At 59.9% G+C, this 13,965-nt stretch carries 12 protein-coding genes; 5 read left to right on the top strand and 7 right to left on the bottom strand.

The window, feature by feature from the left end; genetic code table 11:
* The first annotated feature begins 52 nt into the window (after nt 1-52).
* From AC0JZ4_RS05995 to AC0JZ4_RS05980, 4 genes are all read left to right on the top strand, one after another.
* The gene (locus AC0JZ4_RS05995) at nt 53-1,414 is read left to right on the top strand and encodes a murein hydrolase activator EnvC family protein (protein ID WP_471885502.1); all 1,362 of its coding nucleotides are present in this window, start codon (nt 53-55) and stop codon (nt 1,412-1,414) included.
* Nucleotides 1,404-2,732 (top strand): S41 family peptidase, encoded by a 1,329-nt coding sequence (locus tag AC0JZ4_RS05990; protein ID WP_471885501.1) that lies wholly within the window; start codon nt 1,404-1,406, stop codon nt 2,730-2,732. Before AC0JZ4_RS05995 ends, AC0JZ4_RS05990 begins: the two co-directional genes overlap by 11 nt.
* Before the next feature lie 72 nt (nt 2,733-2,804).
* Nucleotides 2,805-3,983, top strand: a complete 1,179-nt coding sequence (locus AC0JZ4_RS05985; RefSeq protein ID WP_471885500.1) for a divergent polysaccharide deacetylase family protein — start codon at nt 2,805-2,807, stop codon at nt 3,981-3,983.
* Nucleotides 3,984-3,996: 13 nt separating this feature from the next.
* A complete protein-coding gene (locus tag AC0JZ4_RS05980; protein ID WP_471885499.1) occupies nt 3,997-4,521 on the top strand; it encodes an RNA pyrophosphohydrolase in 525 nt (174 codons plus the stop codon).
* Between the two features lie 920 nt (nt 4,522-5,441).
* On the opposite strand, the gene bfr is transcribed toward AC0JZ4_RS05980, so the two are convergent.
* The 5 genes from bfr to AC0JZ4_RS05955 form a co-directional block, all read right to left on the bottom strand.
* Nucleotides 5,442-5,927, bottom strand: coding sequence for a bacterioferritin (bfr, locus tag AC0JZ4_RS05975; RefSeq protein WP_471885498.1), 486 nt, complete (start codon nt 5,925-5,927; stop codon nt 5,442-5,444).
* Nucleotides 5,893-6,204 (bottom strand): (2Fe-2S)-binding protein, encoded by a 312-nt coding sequence (locus AC0JZ4_RS05970; protein ID WP_471885497.1) that lies wholly within the window; start codon nt 6,202-6,204, stop codon nt 5,893-5,895. The genes bfr and AC0JZ4_RS05970 overlap by 35 nt, the downstream gene beginning before the upstream one ends.
* A 115-nt stretch (nt 6,205-6,319) precedes the next feature.
* Nucleotides 6,320-9,754, bottom strand: coding sequence for an error-prone DNA polymerase (locus tag AC0JZ4_RS05965; protein ID WP_471887811.1), 3,435 nt, complete (start codon nt 9,752-9,754; stop codon nt 6,320-6,322).
* A complete protein-coding gene (locus AC0JZ4_RS05960) occupies nt 9,751-11,235 on the bottom strand; it encodes a Y-family DNA polymerase (protein ID WP_471887810.1) in 1,485 nt (494 codons plus the stop codon). Before AC0JZ4_RS05960 ends, AC0JZ4_RS05965 begins: the two co-directional genes overlap by 4 nt.
* On the bottom strand, nt 11,207-12,181 hold the full coding sequence (locus tag AC0JZ4_RS05955; RefSeq protein ID WP_471885496.1) for an ImuA family protein: 975 nt from the start codon (nt 12,179-12,181) through the stop codon (nt 11,207-11,209). The genes AC0JZ4_RS05960 and AC0JZ4_RS05955 overlap by 29 nt, the downstream gene beginning before the upstream one ends.
* A gap of 170 nt (nt 12,182-12,351) precedes the next feature.
* Here AC0JZ4_RS05955 and AC0JZ4_RS05950 point away from each other — a divergent pair, with 170 nt between their 5' ends.
* On the top strand, nt 12,352-12,792 hold the full coding sequence (locus tag AC0JZ4_RS05950; RefSeq protein WP_471885495.1) for a metallopeptidase family protein: 441 nt from the start codon (nt 12,352-12,354) through the stop codon (nt 12,790-12,792).
* 12 nt (nt 12,793-12,804) lie between these two features.
* On the opposite strand, the gene AC0JZ4_RS05945 is transcribed toward AC0JZ4_RS05950, so the two are convergent.
* Together AC0JZ4_RS05945 and AC0JZ4_RS05940 are read right to left on the bottom strand one after the other, a co-directional pair.
* Nucleotides 12,805-13,011, bottom strand: a complete 207-nt coding sequence (locus AC0JZ4_RS05945; protein ID WP_471885494.1) for a DUF1737 domain-containing protein — start codon at nt 13,009-13,011, stop codon at nt 12,805-12,807.
* Between the two features lie 3 nt (nt 13,012-13,014).
* On the bottom strand, nt 13,015-13,899 hold the full coding sequence (locus AC0JZ4_RS05940; RefSeq protein ID WP_471887809.1) for an HpcH/HpaI aldolase/citrate lyase family protein: 885 nt from the start codon (nt 13,897-13,899) through the stop codon (nt 13,015-13,017).
* Nucleotides 13,900-13,965 lie beyond the last annotated feature (66 nt).

Here is a 13,965-nt window from a genome sequence, read left to right as displayed (position 1 = left end):
AATGGGCGCAGAGCGGACGATATCTGGCACATGCGGATCAGGTCTGGTTGTGATGCTGGCCGCTGGCGGCCTGCTGTTGGCGACGCCCGAGTCCAGCCATGCGCAAACGTCTGCCGAAACGCCTGAAGCGATGTCCAGCGATACGGCATCAGCCGGGCCGACAGCCGAGCTGCAGCTGAAGCAGCAACAGACACGCGAAGAACTCGAGACGCTTGGCAGGACGATGCAGCTCTCCGCCGAAAAGGTGGCGGAGATTGAGCGTAGCATAGCCCAGACGACCAGCGACAGCAGCCAGATCCGTCAGGCGCTGATCGAATCCGCTGCCAAGCGAAAGACCCTCGAGCAACAGATCCAGGACAGCGAGACGAAGATCGCCGCACTCGGGGTGCAGGAAGACGCGATCAAGGCGTCGCTGCGCAGCCGCCGCGGCGTTCTCGCTGAAGTTCTGGGCGCTCTGGAGCGCATGGGACGCAACCCACCGCCAGCGCTTCTGGTCAAGCCGGAGGATGCGCTCGCTTCGGTCAGAAGCGCGATCCTTCTCGGCGCCGTCGTGCCCGGCATGCGCACGGAGGCCGAACGCCTCGTCGCTGACCTCAAGGCACTCAGCGATACGCGAAATGCAGCGGCAGCAGAAAAGCAGTCGGTAACCGATACGATCACCGCAAGTCTCGAAGAGGATAAGCGGATGGATCTGCTTCTCGCCGAGAACGAAAAATTGAACGGCCGCAACACCGCTGAGCTGGACACGGAGCGTAAGCGCTCCGCCGAACTTGCCAGCCGCGCAACCTCGCTCGAAGGCCTCATCGGCTCGCTTGAAGAAGAGATTTCCTCGGTGCGCGAAGCGATGGAACAGGCCCGCGCCGAAGAGGAACGGCAACGCCAGCTCTCTGCCGAGGAACGCGAAAAGGCCCGGCAATTGGCCGAAAGCGGCGTGCCTGACAAAAACCGCATTGCCCCCGCATACGCGTTTTCGACCCTCAGGCAGAAACTTGTCTATCCGGTTGCGGGAGAGGTCGTGCGCCGGTTCGGTGATCCGGATGGGACGGGGCATACGGCGCGCGGCATAACCATCGCCTCCAATGCCGGCGCGGTCGTCACGGCACCGGCCGATGGATTGGTGGTCTTCGCCGGCGCGTTCCGCAGCTACGGTCAGACGATCATCCTCAACGCCGGCGATGGATATTATGTCGTCATGACCGGCATGGACGAGGTGAACGTTCGCCAGGGCCGGTTTGTCTTCTCCGGCGAACCGATCGCCGCCATGGGTGAAAAAAGAGTAGCGAGTGCAACGGCGTTGGCGCTGGAAACGGATCGGCCAACGCTTTACATTGAATTCAGAAACGGCGGCACACCGGTTGATTCCCGGCCATGGTGGACCGCGCAAGGAACCGGAAGGGCACGAAATGATTCGTAGGGCTTCTCTCGTGATCGTCGGCGCACTCATGGGTGCGACTGCAATGAGCGTCATCTATTCGGCAGGCGTTCCGGCCCAGGCAGCCGGTCCATCCACCTACAAGGAACTCTCCATTTTCGGTGACGTGTTCGAGCGCGTTCGCGCGCAGTACGTGACGCCGCCGGACGAGGAAAAGCTGGTCGAGAACGCCATCAATGGCATGCTCACCTCGCTGGACCCGCATTCGAGCTTCATGAACGCGACCGATGCGGAGGATATGCGCACCCAGACCCGCGGCGAATTCGGCGGCCTCGGCATCGAAGTCACGATGGAAAACGAACTCGTCAAGGTCATTGCCCCGATCGACGATACGCCCGCATCGAAAGCCGGCATTCTCGCCGGCGACTTCATCTCCGAAATCGACGGACAGACCATTCGCGGCCTGAAGCTCGAAGATGCAGTGGAAAAAATGCGCGGCGCAGTCAATACGCCGATCAAGCTCACGGTCATCCGCCAGGGTGCCGACAAGCCGCTCGAGATCACCGTGGTTCGTGACATCATCGCCGTCCGCGCTGTGAAATCGCGTGTTGAAGGTGGCGATGTCGGTTATCTCCGCGTGATCTCCTTCACCGAAAAGACCTATGATGACCTGGAAGCTGCGATCAAGAAGATCAAGGAAGAGGTTCCCGCCGACAAGTTGAAGGGCTATGTCCTCGACCTGCGCCTCAATCCGGGCGGCCTTCTCGATCAGGCGATCAATGTCTCCGATGCCTTCCTGGACCGTGGCGAAGTCGTATCGACCCGCGGCCGCAACGCTGACGAAACCCGCCGCTTCAATGCCGGCCCCGGCGACCTGACAGATGGCAAGCCGGTGATCGTTCTCGTGAACGGAGGCTCCGCCTCGGCCTCGGAAATCGTCGCCGGCGCACTGCAGGATCTGAAGCGCGCCACGGTTGTCGGCACCCGCTCCTTCGGCAAGGGCTCCGTCCAGACAATCATTCCGCTCGGCGATGCCGGTGCGCTGCGTCTGACGACCGCGCTCTATTACACGCCATCGGGCAAGTCGATCCAGGGTACGGGCATCAACCCGGACATCAAGGTCGAGCAGCCGCTGCCGCCCGAACTTCAGGGCAAGGTGCGGGCCGAGGGCGAATCGAGCCTCAAGGGCCACATTCAGGGTGCCGCCGAAACCGAGGAAGGTTCCGGCTCCGCTGCCTATGTTCCGCCGGAAGCCAAGGACGATATCCAGCTCAACTATGCGATGGACCTTCTCCACGGCACCAAGACGGACCCGAGCTTCCCGCCAAGCCCGGACAAGGCTGCCGCCGTCAAGAACTAAAAACCGACAGGCCGAGGGACTCTGACAAGTTTCCCTCGGCACCTCCTGTAATAACACGAAACGGACCTTTGCGTGGGCACTGATCTCCATGCACCCTTGGGACAGGGGCGCTCGCTGAGGCAGAAACGCCCGCGACGCAGGCTGGCAGCCCTGCTTGCCGGCGGCGCCGTGCTTGTCGCGATTGTCGCGTTCTCGATTTACATCGCCAGCAATGATGACGGGTTGCGGCAGACTGCCTCCGGCATAACCTCGAAAGGCTCTGCCGAGCCTGCGACGACTGATGCCGGTCGCGCGACGGCAGCGGGCGGAACATCGGCGGAACGCGGCAATTCCGGTGCCAATATCGAGCGTACCCCGACGGGTGACGGCAACTACGTCACCAAATACACGCCGCGCGACCGTCAAGGCCCACTCGTGATCGATGCCCAGCGTATCGGCCAGGATCTCCGCGTTGCAGGCCAGCCGAATCCCGACCTGATCGAGGAGACCGAGGCAGGGCCGCTGCCGATCGTGGCGTCGGATGGGCTACGCCCCATGGAGCAATATGCCCGCCCTTGGTCTGGCGCACGCGGAACGAGGGTCGCCATCGTCATAAGCGGGCTTGGCCTTAGCCAGACCGGCAGCCAGCGCGCAATCCAGAAATTGCCGGCAGGCATCACGCTGGCATTTGCGTCGACCGGTAACAGCCTGCAACGATGGATGCAGGAAGCGCGCCGCAAAGGGCATGAAATCCTTCTGCAGGTGCCTTTCGAACCATTCGATTACCCGGCAAACGATCCCGGCCCCGGTACCCTGCTGGTTGGCAACTTGCCCGAGGAGAATCTCTTTCGCCTGCACCAGGCCATGTCGGAAATCACCAACTATACTGGTATCATGAACTATCTGGGCGGTCGGTACCTCTCGGATGACAAGGCACTTCAGCCCGTTTTTCGCGATATCGCCCAGCGTGGCCTGCTCTTTCTTGACGATGGCAGCTCATCGCTTTCCAGGACGGAACAGCTGTCGGGCAGCACCGGCCTGCCGCACGCCTTTGCCGATGTCGTTCTGGATGGCCAGCTGGAAAACCAGGCGATCTTGCGAAAACTCGACGAACTTGGCCGGATAGCGGACAGGAAGGGCTTTGCCATAGGCGTCGCTTCAGCCTTCGACGAGAGCATCGAGGCGGTGGCGAAATGGTCCGAGGAAGCCGCGCAGCGCGGCATCGAGATCGTCGGCGTCTCGGCGATTGTCCGCGATAACAGTCAACCTTGAACGGAGAGAATGCATGGGCAAGAAGAGCGGGCACCTGAAGGCGGAAGACCTGCCCTATCGACCTTGCGTCGGCATCATGGTGCTCAATCGGCAGGGCCTCGTATGGGCAGGCCGGCGCATCTCCGAGGCCAACAGCGAATATGACGGCTCGCCCCAGCTATGGCAGATGCCCCAGGGCGGTATAGATAAGGGAGAAGACCCGCTCCCCGCTGCCTATCGTGAGCTGCACGAAGAGACGGGCATGAAAACGGTGACGTTGCTGGCGCAGTCACGCGACTGGATCAATTATGACCTGCCGCCGCAGCTGATCGGTATCGGGCTGAAAGGAAAATATCGCGGGCAGACGCAGCGCTGGTTCGCTTTCCGCTTCGACGGCGATGAGAACGAGATCGCCATCAATCCACCGCCCGGCGGCCATACAGCCGAATTCGATGCCTGGGACTGGAAACCGATGCGAGACCTGCCCGGCCTGATCGTGCCGTTCAAGCGCGGTGTCTATGAGCAAGTGGTTGCCGAATTCTCCCATCTGGCAGCCTGACCACGGCATCTCCAGCTCTCCAAAACCTGCCGCACCTGCTATTCTTGAGGCGTGCTCCGCACGCCTCATAGAGCCTTGCTTCTGCTCATGTCCTTAACGGCAGGTCGGTGGCCCCACGTTGCAGCATGCCTCCCGAAAGTGGTCACCGGTTTCGGGATAAAGACATGCGCAAAAACAAGGAGCCAAAGCACGGCAAGCGAATCTGAAAGATCGCGACGTGCTTTAGAAAGTCAGACTCTGGCTGCCCGGCGATCGCTCGCCCATGGTAGAAACCTCGCCCCCTGCTGCACATCATCCTGCGCGCAATTGCGTCCGTTTGGACATGCCGCCATCTTCCAGATTTGCTCCACACGCTGCAGCTCGGCATTCTCGACCCATGTTTCTGTCCCGGAACCGAGGTCTACTTTCGAGGCACATGCGATAAGGCAATTCCAAACTGGGAAACAGTTTTTGTCCGCACTCGTGTCAAGCAGGAGATGTAGCGCATTCCAGGTGATCCAATCATCGCAGACAATGCTGTTGAGATGTCTGTGGCTTGGGCACAATGTGTTTCGGCTGAAAGATCCGGCAGTCACGAATGCGACCACAAAGGCTTTGGCCAGCCGGCGATCGAGGCGAATTGGGCCGAGAGCGCAGCCCGGCCGATCGACGTCGGGCAGAGCAGGTGTTGAGCTCGTTCCGGGAAAGGCCGGAAACTTTGCGGACCGGACCGCGTAGGCACCGGAAAGGATCGCGGAGCCTGATCGGAGCATCCAGAGTGCGCAAGGCGCGCTACCAAGCTTGCAGCTCGTTCCGGTTGACCGGCGCCGCGAAAACTAAGCGGGCGCCGGACGGATCGCAACCGATCGCCCTTCTGCGGCAAGCGGAAGGACGATCGGCTTACTGTGCATGGCCCCAGCGCTGACGCCGGGTCCCGCAGATCATTCGGCGGTATCAGCCGATTCCGCGTTGAGCTGGCCGTAGCGCTCTTCACCGATCTTGGAAAGCAGTTCGAGCTGCGTCTCGAGGAAGTCGATGTGACCTTCCTCGTCCATGAGCAGCTGTTCGAACAGCTTCATGGACACGTAGTCGCCTGCCTCATGACAGAGATCACGGGATGCCTTGTAGGCGGTGCGGGCGTCGTATTCGCCGGCGAGATCCGCTTCCAGTACTTCCTTGACATTCTGGCCGATGCGCAACGGCGCAAGCGTCTGCAGGTTGGGGTGGCCTTCCAGGAAGATGATCCGGTCGATCAGACGATCGGCATGCTGCATTTCTTCGATGGATTCGGCACGTTCCTTCTTCGCCAGCTTGGTGAAACCCCAGTCGCTGAGAAGACGGTAATGCAGCCAGTATTGGTTTACGGCTCCGAGCTCGAGGAAAAGTGCCTCGTTAAGCCGCTCGATGACTCTTTTGTCGCCTTTCAATGTCCGCTCTCCTGTTGTCCTCATGGAACTGTTTCAAGCGAGACATATATACAACGACTTCGTCCTCCGTCGAGTGACGCAGGGCGTGATATTCCTCCGTCGTGCGGATGATCAGATCCACGACGTTCGGGAAGCAGCCGCAACAGCGGCCCCTTTTGCTCATCGCATGATAGACCTTCGCCGGAACGATGAGCTGCCAACAGTCTTCGTCAAGAAGCTGGACGATGACGTCCTTGATTTCCCTGTCGGTGATGTAGTTGCAACTGCAGACGAGCATTCCCGGAAGACCTGTCAAACATGACGAAACTTATCTCCTTTTCCAAAAGAAGAGCTAATATGTCAAGAAAATTTCAATCTCAGTCGATCACAGATTTTCGAAGTGCCGCGCAACATCAGTGAAAATTGCGCCCTTTCGGCATGACGCTTCCGGGATCAGCCCCCTGCGGCGCACCATTACCAAGTGTCATTTCGTGCTTGTCGGAATGGCCTTCGCCTCGCGGCGGGGTCCTTGCTCGCAACGAACCACCACCGGATTTGAGTGCCTCATCCGACCTTGGCCCACCGAACCGCCGCACCTCCTTCTGCAACAGACCCAGCATCGGCGTTATGTCCTCGATATGCTCGACGACCGTATGAATGACGCCATGCTGGCTCTGCAATCTGCCACGGATTTTCACCAAACGAGCCCCCATCACCACCGATCGGTACTTTTCAAACACCGCCGGCCACACAATCGCATTGGCAACACCCGTCTCGTCTTCCAGCGTGATGAAGATCACACCCTTTGCTGAACCCGGCCGCTGCCTGACGAGAACCACGCCGCCGATCGTCACCCTCTGACCATTGCGCACTTCAAGCAGATCGACACTACGGGCAATTCCCATGGAGCGGAACGTATCGCGCAGAAAGGAGACCGGATGCGCCTTGAGGGACAGGGAAAGATGCCGGTAGTCCTCGATCACCTCTTCTCCCGGAAGCATCAGCGGCAGCTGGACATCCGCCTCACGGCGCAGATCCGCACCTCCGGCCGTTTCGAACAGTGGCGCCTGGTCGAATGAAGTTCGGTCCTCCAGCCCCCGAACCGCCCACAAGGCTTCGCGCCGCGACAAGCGGATCGAATTGAAAGCATCGGCATCCGCCAGCCTTTCCAGGCTCCCCCTGTCCAGGCCGGACCGAAACCAGAGATCATGCACGCTTGCATATTGCTCGGTCCGATTGGCGATGAGCTTGTCGATCATCTTCGTCTCGTTCAGGCCTTTCACCTGCCGAAAACCCAACCTGACGCCATATCCGGTCTTGATGACGTTCTGCATCGAACGATGACGCGGATCGATCCAGTGACGATCGAATTCAACCGCTTCCAGAGTGCAGTCCCATTGCGAGCGATTGATATCGACCGGCATGACCACGACACCATGTTCGCGCGCATCGCGAATAAGCTGTGACGGCGCATAAAAACCCATTGGCTGGGAATTCAAAAGGGCGGTGCAGAAAATGTCCGGATAGTAGGTTTTGATCCAGGATGATGCATAGACAAGAAGCGCGAAGGACGCCGCGTGGCTTTCCGGAAAACCGTATTCGGCAAAGCCCTTGATCTGCTCGAAACATTGCCGCGCAAATGCTTCCGAATAATCATTCTTACGCATGCCGGCGATGAAATCTCGCTCGAATTCGTTGACCCGCCCCGATCGCTTGAACGTCGCCATGGACCGGCGCAGCTGGTCAGCCTTCTCCGGAGGAAAACCGGCGGCCTTGATGGCGATCTGCATCGCCTGTTCCTGAAACAGCGGCACGCCCAGGGTTCTGCCCAGGACTTCTTTCAGTTCCGGCCTTTCATAGGGGATCAGCTTTCCGGCATTACGCATCTCGCGCCGCTTGAGATAGGGATGCACCATATTGCCCTGGATCGGCCCCGGCCGCACGATCGCCACCTCGATGACGAGGTCGTAGAATTCCCGTGGACGCAAACGGGGCAGCATGCTCATCTGTGCCCGGCTTTCGATCTGGAACACCCCGATCGTATCCGCCCGGCAGATCATGTCGTAGACATTCGCATCTTTCGTCTTTTGAAGACTGTCCAATGTCTCTTGCCGCCCATAGTGCTCGCTGAGCAGCCCGAAAGCCTTCTTCAGACAGGTCAGCATCCCGAGTGCGAGGACATCGATCTTCAGAAGCTTCAATGTATCGAGATCATCCTTGTCCCATTCGATCATGTAACGGCCCGGCATCGCCGTCTTCATGATCGGCACCACTTCATCGAGCCTGTCACGGGTGATCAGGAAACCGCCGACATGCTGGGTCAGGTGCCTGGGAAAGCCCATCAGTTCCCGTGCATGGGCAATCACCTTTTTCGTCAGCGGGTCGCCGACATCGAGCCCTGCGACCTTTGCCTCCCGTTCGGTCAACCCGTCTTCCGACCATCCCCAGACGGTACTCGACAATGCCGCCTGCACGTCCTCCGAAAGACCGAATGCCTTTGCCACCTCACGCCCGGCCATCCGGGTCCGGTAACTGGTCACGGCCGCAGTCAGTCCTGCATGACGATAACCGTAGTGACTGTAGATATACTGGATCACCTCTTCCCGTCGGCCATGCTCGAAATCGACGTCGATATCCGGCGGCTCGTTACGCTCGGTGGAAATGAAGCGGGCAAACAGCAACGTCGCCTCTTCAGGATTAACGTCGGTAATGCCGAGGCAGTAACACACGGCCGAGTTGGCGGCCGACCCACGGCCCTGGCAGAGTATGTTCAGAACATCGCGAGCATGCCAGACGATATGCCGGACAGTGAGGAAATAGGGTTCGTATTGCATCTCCTTTATCAGCGCGAGCTCTTCGCGGATCTGCGCTTCCAACTGGTGTGTGGGCCCCGCTGGAAAGCGCCGACGCGCGCCCTCCCAGGTCAGGCGCTCCAGCGTTTCGGAAACCGTTTCACCGGGCACGCTCTCATCGGGATAATTGTGCTTCAATTCATCAAGGGAAAATTGGAGCCGGGCACAGAAATGCGCCGTATTGGCAACCGCCTCGGGATAAACGCGAAAGAGGCGGGCCATTTCCGATCCCGGCTTCAGATATCTGTCGCCATGCGGCGCCAGTCTGAACCCCGCCTCCTGGATCGTCACATGATTGCGGATCGCTGTGACCACATCGGCAAGGGACCGCCGGTCAGGCAGGGAGAATACAGGCAGGTTCGTCGCGATAAGCGGCACGCCTTTCCGGGCTGCGATCTGCGCAAAGCTGGCAAAGACGAAAGGATCGCGCCCGTCATAGGTAGGTGAAAGGGCGAGATAGACGGTCGTGCCGAATTTCTCGCGATAGCACCCGAGTTTCTTGGCAAGCTCTTCAAGATAGGCACCCTCCTCCGCCCTGGAATAATCCGGGACGACCGCAAGCATCATCTCGTGGCACCATTCCAGAAGATCCCATTCCTCCAGAATGCAGGAGCCCTTTTCGGCTCTGAGATTGCCCCGGCTCAGCAGACGGCAAAGATTGGCCCAGCCCCTCCTGTTCATCGGATAGGCAAGCATATCCGGCGTTCGGTCGGAAAACACCAGCCGTGCGCCGGGATGAAAGCCGGACGGTCTTATCTCTTCCCCCCCATCGTCCTGTAGCGCCTCCCCCTGCCTCAGCTTGACCAGTTCCTGCATTTCACAGGCCTGGTTATGGGCGCGGACAACACCGGCCACCGAATTACGGTCAGCAATACCCAAGCCGGAAAGGCCGAGGACACTCGCTGTCACGACCATTTCCTCCGGCCGCGCGGCCCCCTCCAGAAAGGAAAAATTCGTCTTTGCGCCGATCTCGAAAAAAGTTTGGGCATCCATCAGGCAAAAACCCCGTGCATACGCCACACGGGCGGGTTTTCGGGATCATAAGGGCCGAGCCTGAACACCCAGAAGAGCCGTCCGCCTTCACCTTCCAGGCGATAATAGTCCCGCGCCACGGCCTTCTCGCCGTCGAGCCACCATTCTGGCGCAATCCTTTCCGGCCCCTCCGCGCGCGTAACCTTGTGCAGCACATGACGCCAGCGAAACCGTTGCGGCGGCCCGTCCGGAACGATTGCCGCAAAGGCCTCGATCTTCTCGGGATACCGAAGGAGCCGCAAGGGACGGTCGGTGCATGGCGTGAATGAAGCGCCTTCGACATCCGGTCGCCTGGTCGTTGCGGCGATTGCCGGCACCAGTGTCTCTGCGCGCTCCGGAATATGGCTCTGCTGCAACTGAAAGATCTTCAGACACTCCGCGCCGAACCGGGCCGATACCCTGTCGATGAAATCGGCAAGGCAGACGTTCTTTGCCGCATCACCGGAAAAATCGTTCTGGACCGCATCGACGGCATCATGTTGAAGCACATTGAGCCGCAGAAGCTCGAAGCCGAAACCAGCCTCGAGATCATCATGAACGGCATTGAGGCGCTCCGAGAACAGGGCGGAAATCCTCCTTGCATCCTGCAAGGGGCGCGAAGCGCGCGCGGATATGCGAAACACCCGGCCATCGACGCGAAAGAGAACGAGTTCGAAAACCCGTCCGCCGACACCGCGGGCCTCGAGCCTGAACTTCAGCGAGGAGGCAATCTCGCAGGTCAGGCCGAGAATATCCTCTTCCGCCTGAACCGGTTCGGCCAGTTGCCGCTCCGCGGACAGTGCTGCGACGGGCCGCCTTGGCGAAATCGCCTCTTCGTTTTCACCCCGCGCCTGATCCAGCCGCAAGAGTAGCTTTCCCCCGAACCGCCGGGCCAGCGAGGCGCGCGGCACACAAACGAGATCGGCAACCAGTTTCAAACCGAGCTTGCAGAGCGAGACAACGGTACTTTCCTCAAGTCGCAGTGCCTGTACCGGCAGAGCGCCGAGAACCGCACCGATATCCTCCCCGCTTATCACCCCGCCGCTGCCGAACCGGCATTGAGCCCAGGAAAGGCCGGGCGAGGGCGAGATCGCTCCCGTCACGGCAAACCCCATCTGTCCGAGCCTGAAAAGCACATCGCGCAGCATCGCCTCCTCTCCCGCAAAAAGATGGGCGCAGCCGCTTATATCGAGGAACAGACCATCCGCCCCATCGAGAGAGACGAGGGGCGTATAGCGGTCGCACCAATCGGCGATCGCCTCGAGAAGCACCAGATCGGCCTTTTCGTCCTCATCGAAAATGTCAATTTCCGGATACATGGCACGTGCTTCGGCAAGCGCCTGCCCGCGCTTCAAGCCGAGAGATCTGGCGCTTTCATCGAGTGCGGTCAGCCGCAGGGCATTGTCGCGGCGCCCGGCGCACAGGATCGGGGGATGATCAGGACGCTCTTTCGAACGCCATGACATGCCCCAGAGTTTGCGCGCGATCCTGTCGGTTGCCAGATACGGGAAATAAAGAGCCAGGATGCGCTGGCCGCGCCCCTGCGTAAGCAGATCCTGTTGGATTTTGGGCAAGGTAAAATTGGCGGTCACGAGGGTTCCACTCCAGAAGGAAGGAGAGAGGGCCGGGGTTGCGGCTCTTCTCCAGGGTGAGCTGGAAAACCGAATGGCCGATGCTGCCGCCAAGCATGCTGCCATTCGCAAGACGCCGCTCAAAGGCCGGCGCCGGCTTGATAAGCATGCGGAAGGAGGCGCTGCTTGCCTCCTCGTCTCCCGCATGCCGTAACAGGAAGAGCGGCCGTCCCGCCGCCTTTGCCCGAAGACTGAGCCTGCGGCTTTCCGCAAGGCCGAAAAATTTGGGGTTTCCGTGAATCTCAAGGATCGTTGCCGCAAATGCCCCGCTTGTCAGGGCGGCCTCTGCCAGCCAAAGGGCATCGTCCAGCCGACGGGGCATGGCCTGGAAAAGCCGGCCGGGATCGATGCCGAACTGACGAAGCCCTCCGGCATGCAGGTTTCCCACTTCATGACCGCATAACCCATCGGCAATCCACAGCAGCGGCGCGTCCGCTCCTGTACCGCCCGCCCTGTCGCCTCTGGCAACAGCCTCACCATAGGCCTTTACCTGCGCGGCAAGCGACAGAGCGAAGCCGCAGGTGGAACCCGCATCATAGAAGGAAAGCGAGCGGATTTCCGTAATCGACGCAAGGTCTAGCCCGCCGTCCAGCGCCCCATCCAAAGCTGGAATGCCGAATGCCATGGGTGGGCGCACGCTATGGGCATCGCCGCCGCTGATCCGCAGGGCCGCATCCGCCTGCGCGGCGGCAACAGCAGCAGGCAGGGCCTTGCCTTCCATTCTGGCTATCTGTTCGCGCAGGGCAAAAAGCGTCTCCTGCGCCGCGGCGGTCCTGGCCATGGCGTCAGCTCGATCCTTAATGTTCACTCTATGTTCTTATAGATTCCAGAGAGGCTCCAAGGAGTCAATCGCAGCAAAGCAGGAATCTTTTCCTCATTTGCTACGGCGATGATTCTTATCTCGAAAAAAGGCGGCGATGGCCTTATATGTCATCGACAAAGGGAGAACCGATGGCTCGCATTGACCAAACAGACGACTGGCAGGACCGCCATGCGCCAACGATAAGCACGTTTGAATCGCTGGCGATCGACGCCTATGGTCATCTTCCGCAGGAGTTTCGAGCCCTGACGGCCAATCTCACCATCGAGATCGAAGACTTTCCGGACGACGACGTCTTCGAGGATATGGCGCTGGAAACCCCATTCGATCTGCTGGGGCTTTTTGAAGGTCGAGGAATTTCGGAACGGTTCACCGTTGAAACCGGCGAACTTCCCAATCGCATCCGTCTCTATCGCCGCCCCATCCTGGATTACTGGGCCGAAAATGACGAAACGCTCGGCGATATCATCACCCATGTCCTGATCCATGAGATCGGCCACCATTTTGGCCTGAGCGACGAGGATATGGAGCGGATAGAGGCCAGCGCCGAGGATGCCGCCACCCAGCGCTGACCGATCAGCAGCTTACTGCTCGCCGAGCTTCGTATCGGGCGTATATTCCTTGCCATGCACCGTCTTGGTCACGGCCTGGCCGCATTGCATGATCCCGGTTGCGGAATTGAAGGCATAGGTCGGTGAACCGTAAAGCTCCCATCCCTTGTTCAAGGCAGCCGTCACCTTGTGGCAGAAGGTCGCGTCGTCCACAGCGGTGAGCAGTCGGTAGAGTTTCATGCTTTATGCCTTTCTTTCGGTAATGAACGCGACTTTGGCCAATAGCGCCTCTGCCTCGACGAGGTGAAGACGCTCGACCATTTTTCCATCGATGTCGATGACATTTCTGCCCTCGGCCTCTGGTTTGTCGAACGCGGCGACGATCGCCCGTGCCTCTGAAATAGCGTTCTCATCAGGCCCGAAATGCCGGTTTGCCGGTTCGATCTGCGCCGGATGGATCAGCATTTTCCCGGAAAATCCCATGGCCCGCCCTTGCGCGCAGTCAGCGTCGAAACCGGCGCCATCCCTGAAATCGTTGAAGACGCTGTCGATCACGTCAGTGCCGAAGGCGCGCCCGGCCAGCACGATCTGCATCAGCCAGGGCACCAGGTAGGTCCGGCCGGGCAGGGGCGGAACACCGGTCTCCTTGCGCAGATCGTTCAATCCGACGACGAAACATTGGGGCGCGGCCTTAGCGGCAATGGCGGCGACATTCAAAACCCCTTTCGGCGTTTCGATCATCGCCCACAAGGCGATCGGTCGCACGGGTGAAGCCTGCGCCAACCCCCCCGCCACTGCCGCAAGGTCAGCAGCATGTTCGACCTTTGGAACGAGCACCGCATCAGGCTGAAGCCTCGTCACCAGCGCCATGTCAGCTGCGCCGAACCCGCTCGCCACAGGATTGATCCGGATGATCCTCTCCTTTGGCGGCGAAGGTTTGAGAGCAAAGGCTGCGGCGAGGTTATCCCGCGCCGACCCCTTCCTTTCCGGCGAAACGGAATCCTCCAGATCGTAGATCACCCCGTCGCAATCGAGCATGGGTGCCTTTTCCAGCGCCCGCCGGTTGTCTGCCGGAACGCTGAGGAGAGAGCGGCGCGGGCGCAGGACAGGATGCATCAGGACTTCCATCACTCTTTTATGACCATCTTTTAATGTCCCGACAGTAGATCGGCCGCGAAAACCTCTTGCAAGCCG

It is taken from the genome of [Rhizobium] kunmingense (assembly GCF_977018605.1).
The sequence above is the reverse complement of the archived record's forward strand: the minus strand, read 5'-3'. Positions and strand labels throughout refer to the sequence as shown.

Bases quoted from the DNA above. Each gene is read 5' to 3' on its own strand.
- AC0JZ4_RS05995 (WP_471885502.1), top strand. From the start codon at position 53: ATGCTGGCCGCTGGCGGCCTGCTGTTGGCGACGCCCGAGTCCAGCCAT.
- AC0JZ4_RS05990 (WP_471885501.1), top strand. From the start codon at position 1,404: ATGATTCGTAGGGCTTCTCTCGTGATCGTCGGCGCACTCATGGGTGCG.
- AC0JZ4_RS05980 (WP_471885499.1), top strand. From the start codon at position 3,997: ATGGGCAAGAAGAGCGGGCACCTGAAGGCGGAAGACCTGCCCTATCGA.
- AC0JZ4_RS05970 (WP_471885497.1), bottom strand. From the start codon at position 6,204: ATGCTCGTCTGCAGTTGCAACTACATCACCGACAGGGAAATCAAGGAC.
- AC0JZ4_RS05960 (WP_471887810.1), bottom strand. From the start codon at position 11,235: ATGTCATGGCGTTCGAAAGAGCGTCCTGATCATCCCCCGATCCTGTGC.
- AC0JZ4_RS05955 (WP_471885496.1), bottom strand. From the start codon at position 12,181: ATGGCCAGGACCGCCGCGGCGCAGGAGACGCTTTTTGCCCTGCGCGAA.
- AC0JZ4_RS05950 (WP_471885495.1), top strand. From the start codon at position 12,352: ATGGCTCGCATTGACCAAACAGACGACTGGCAGGACCGCCATGCGCCA.
- AC0JZ4_RS05945 (WP_471885494.1), bottom strand. From the start codon at position 13,011: ATGAAACTCTACCGACTGCTCACCGCTGTGGACGACGCGACCTTCTGC.
- AC0JZ4_RS05940 (WP_471887809.1), bottom strand. From the start codon at position 13,899: ATGGAAGTCCTGATGCATCCTGTCCTGCGCCCGCGCCGCTCTCTCCTC.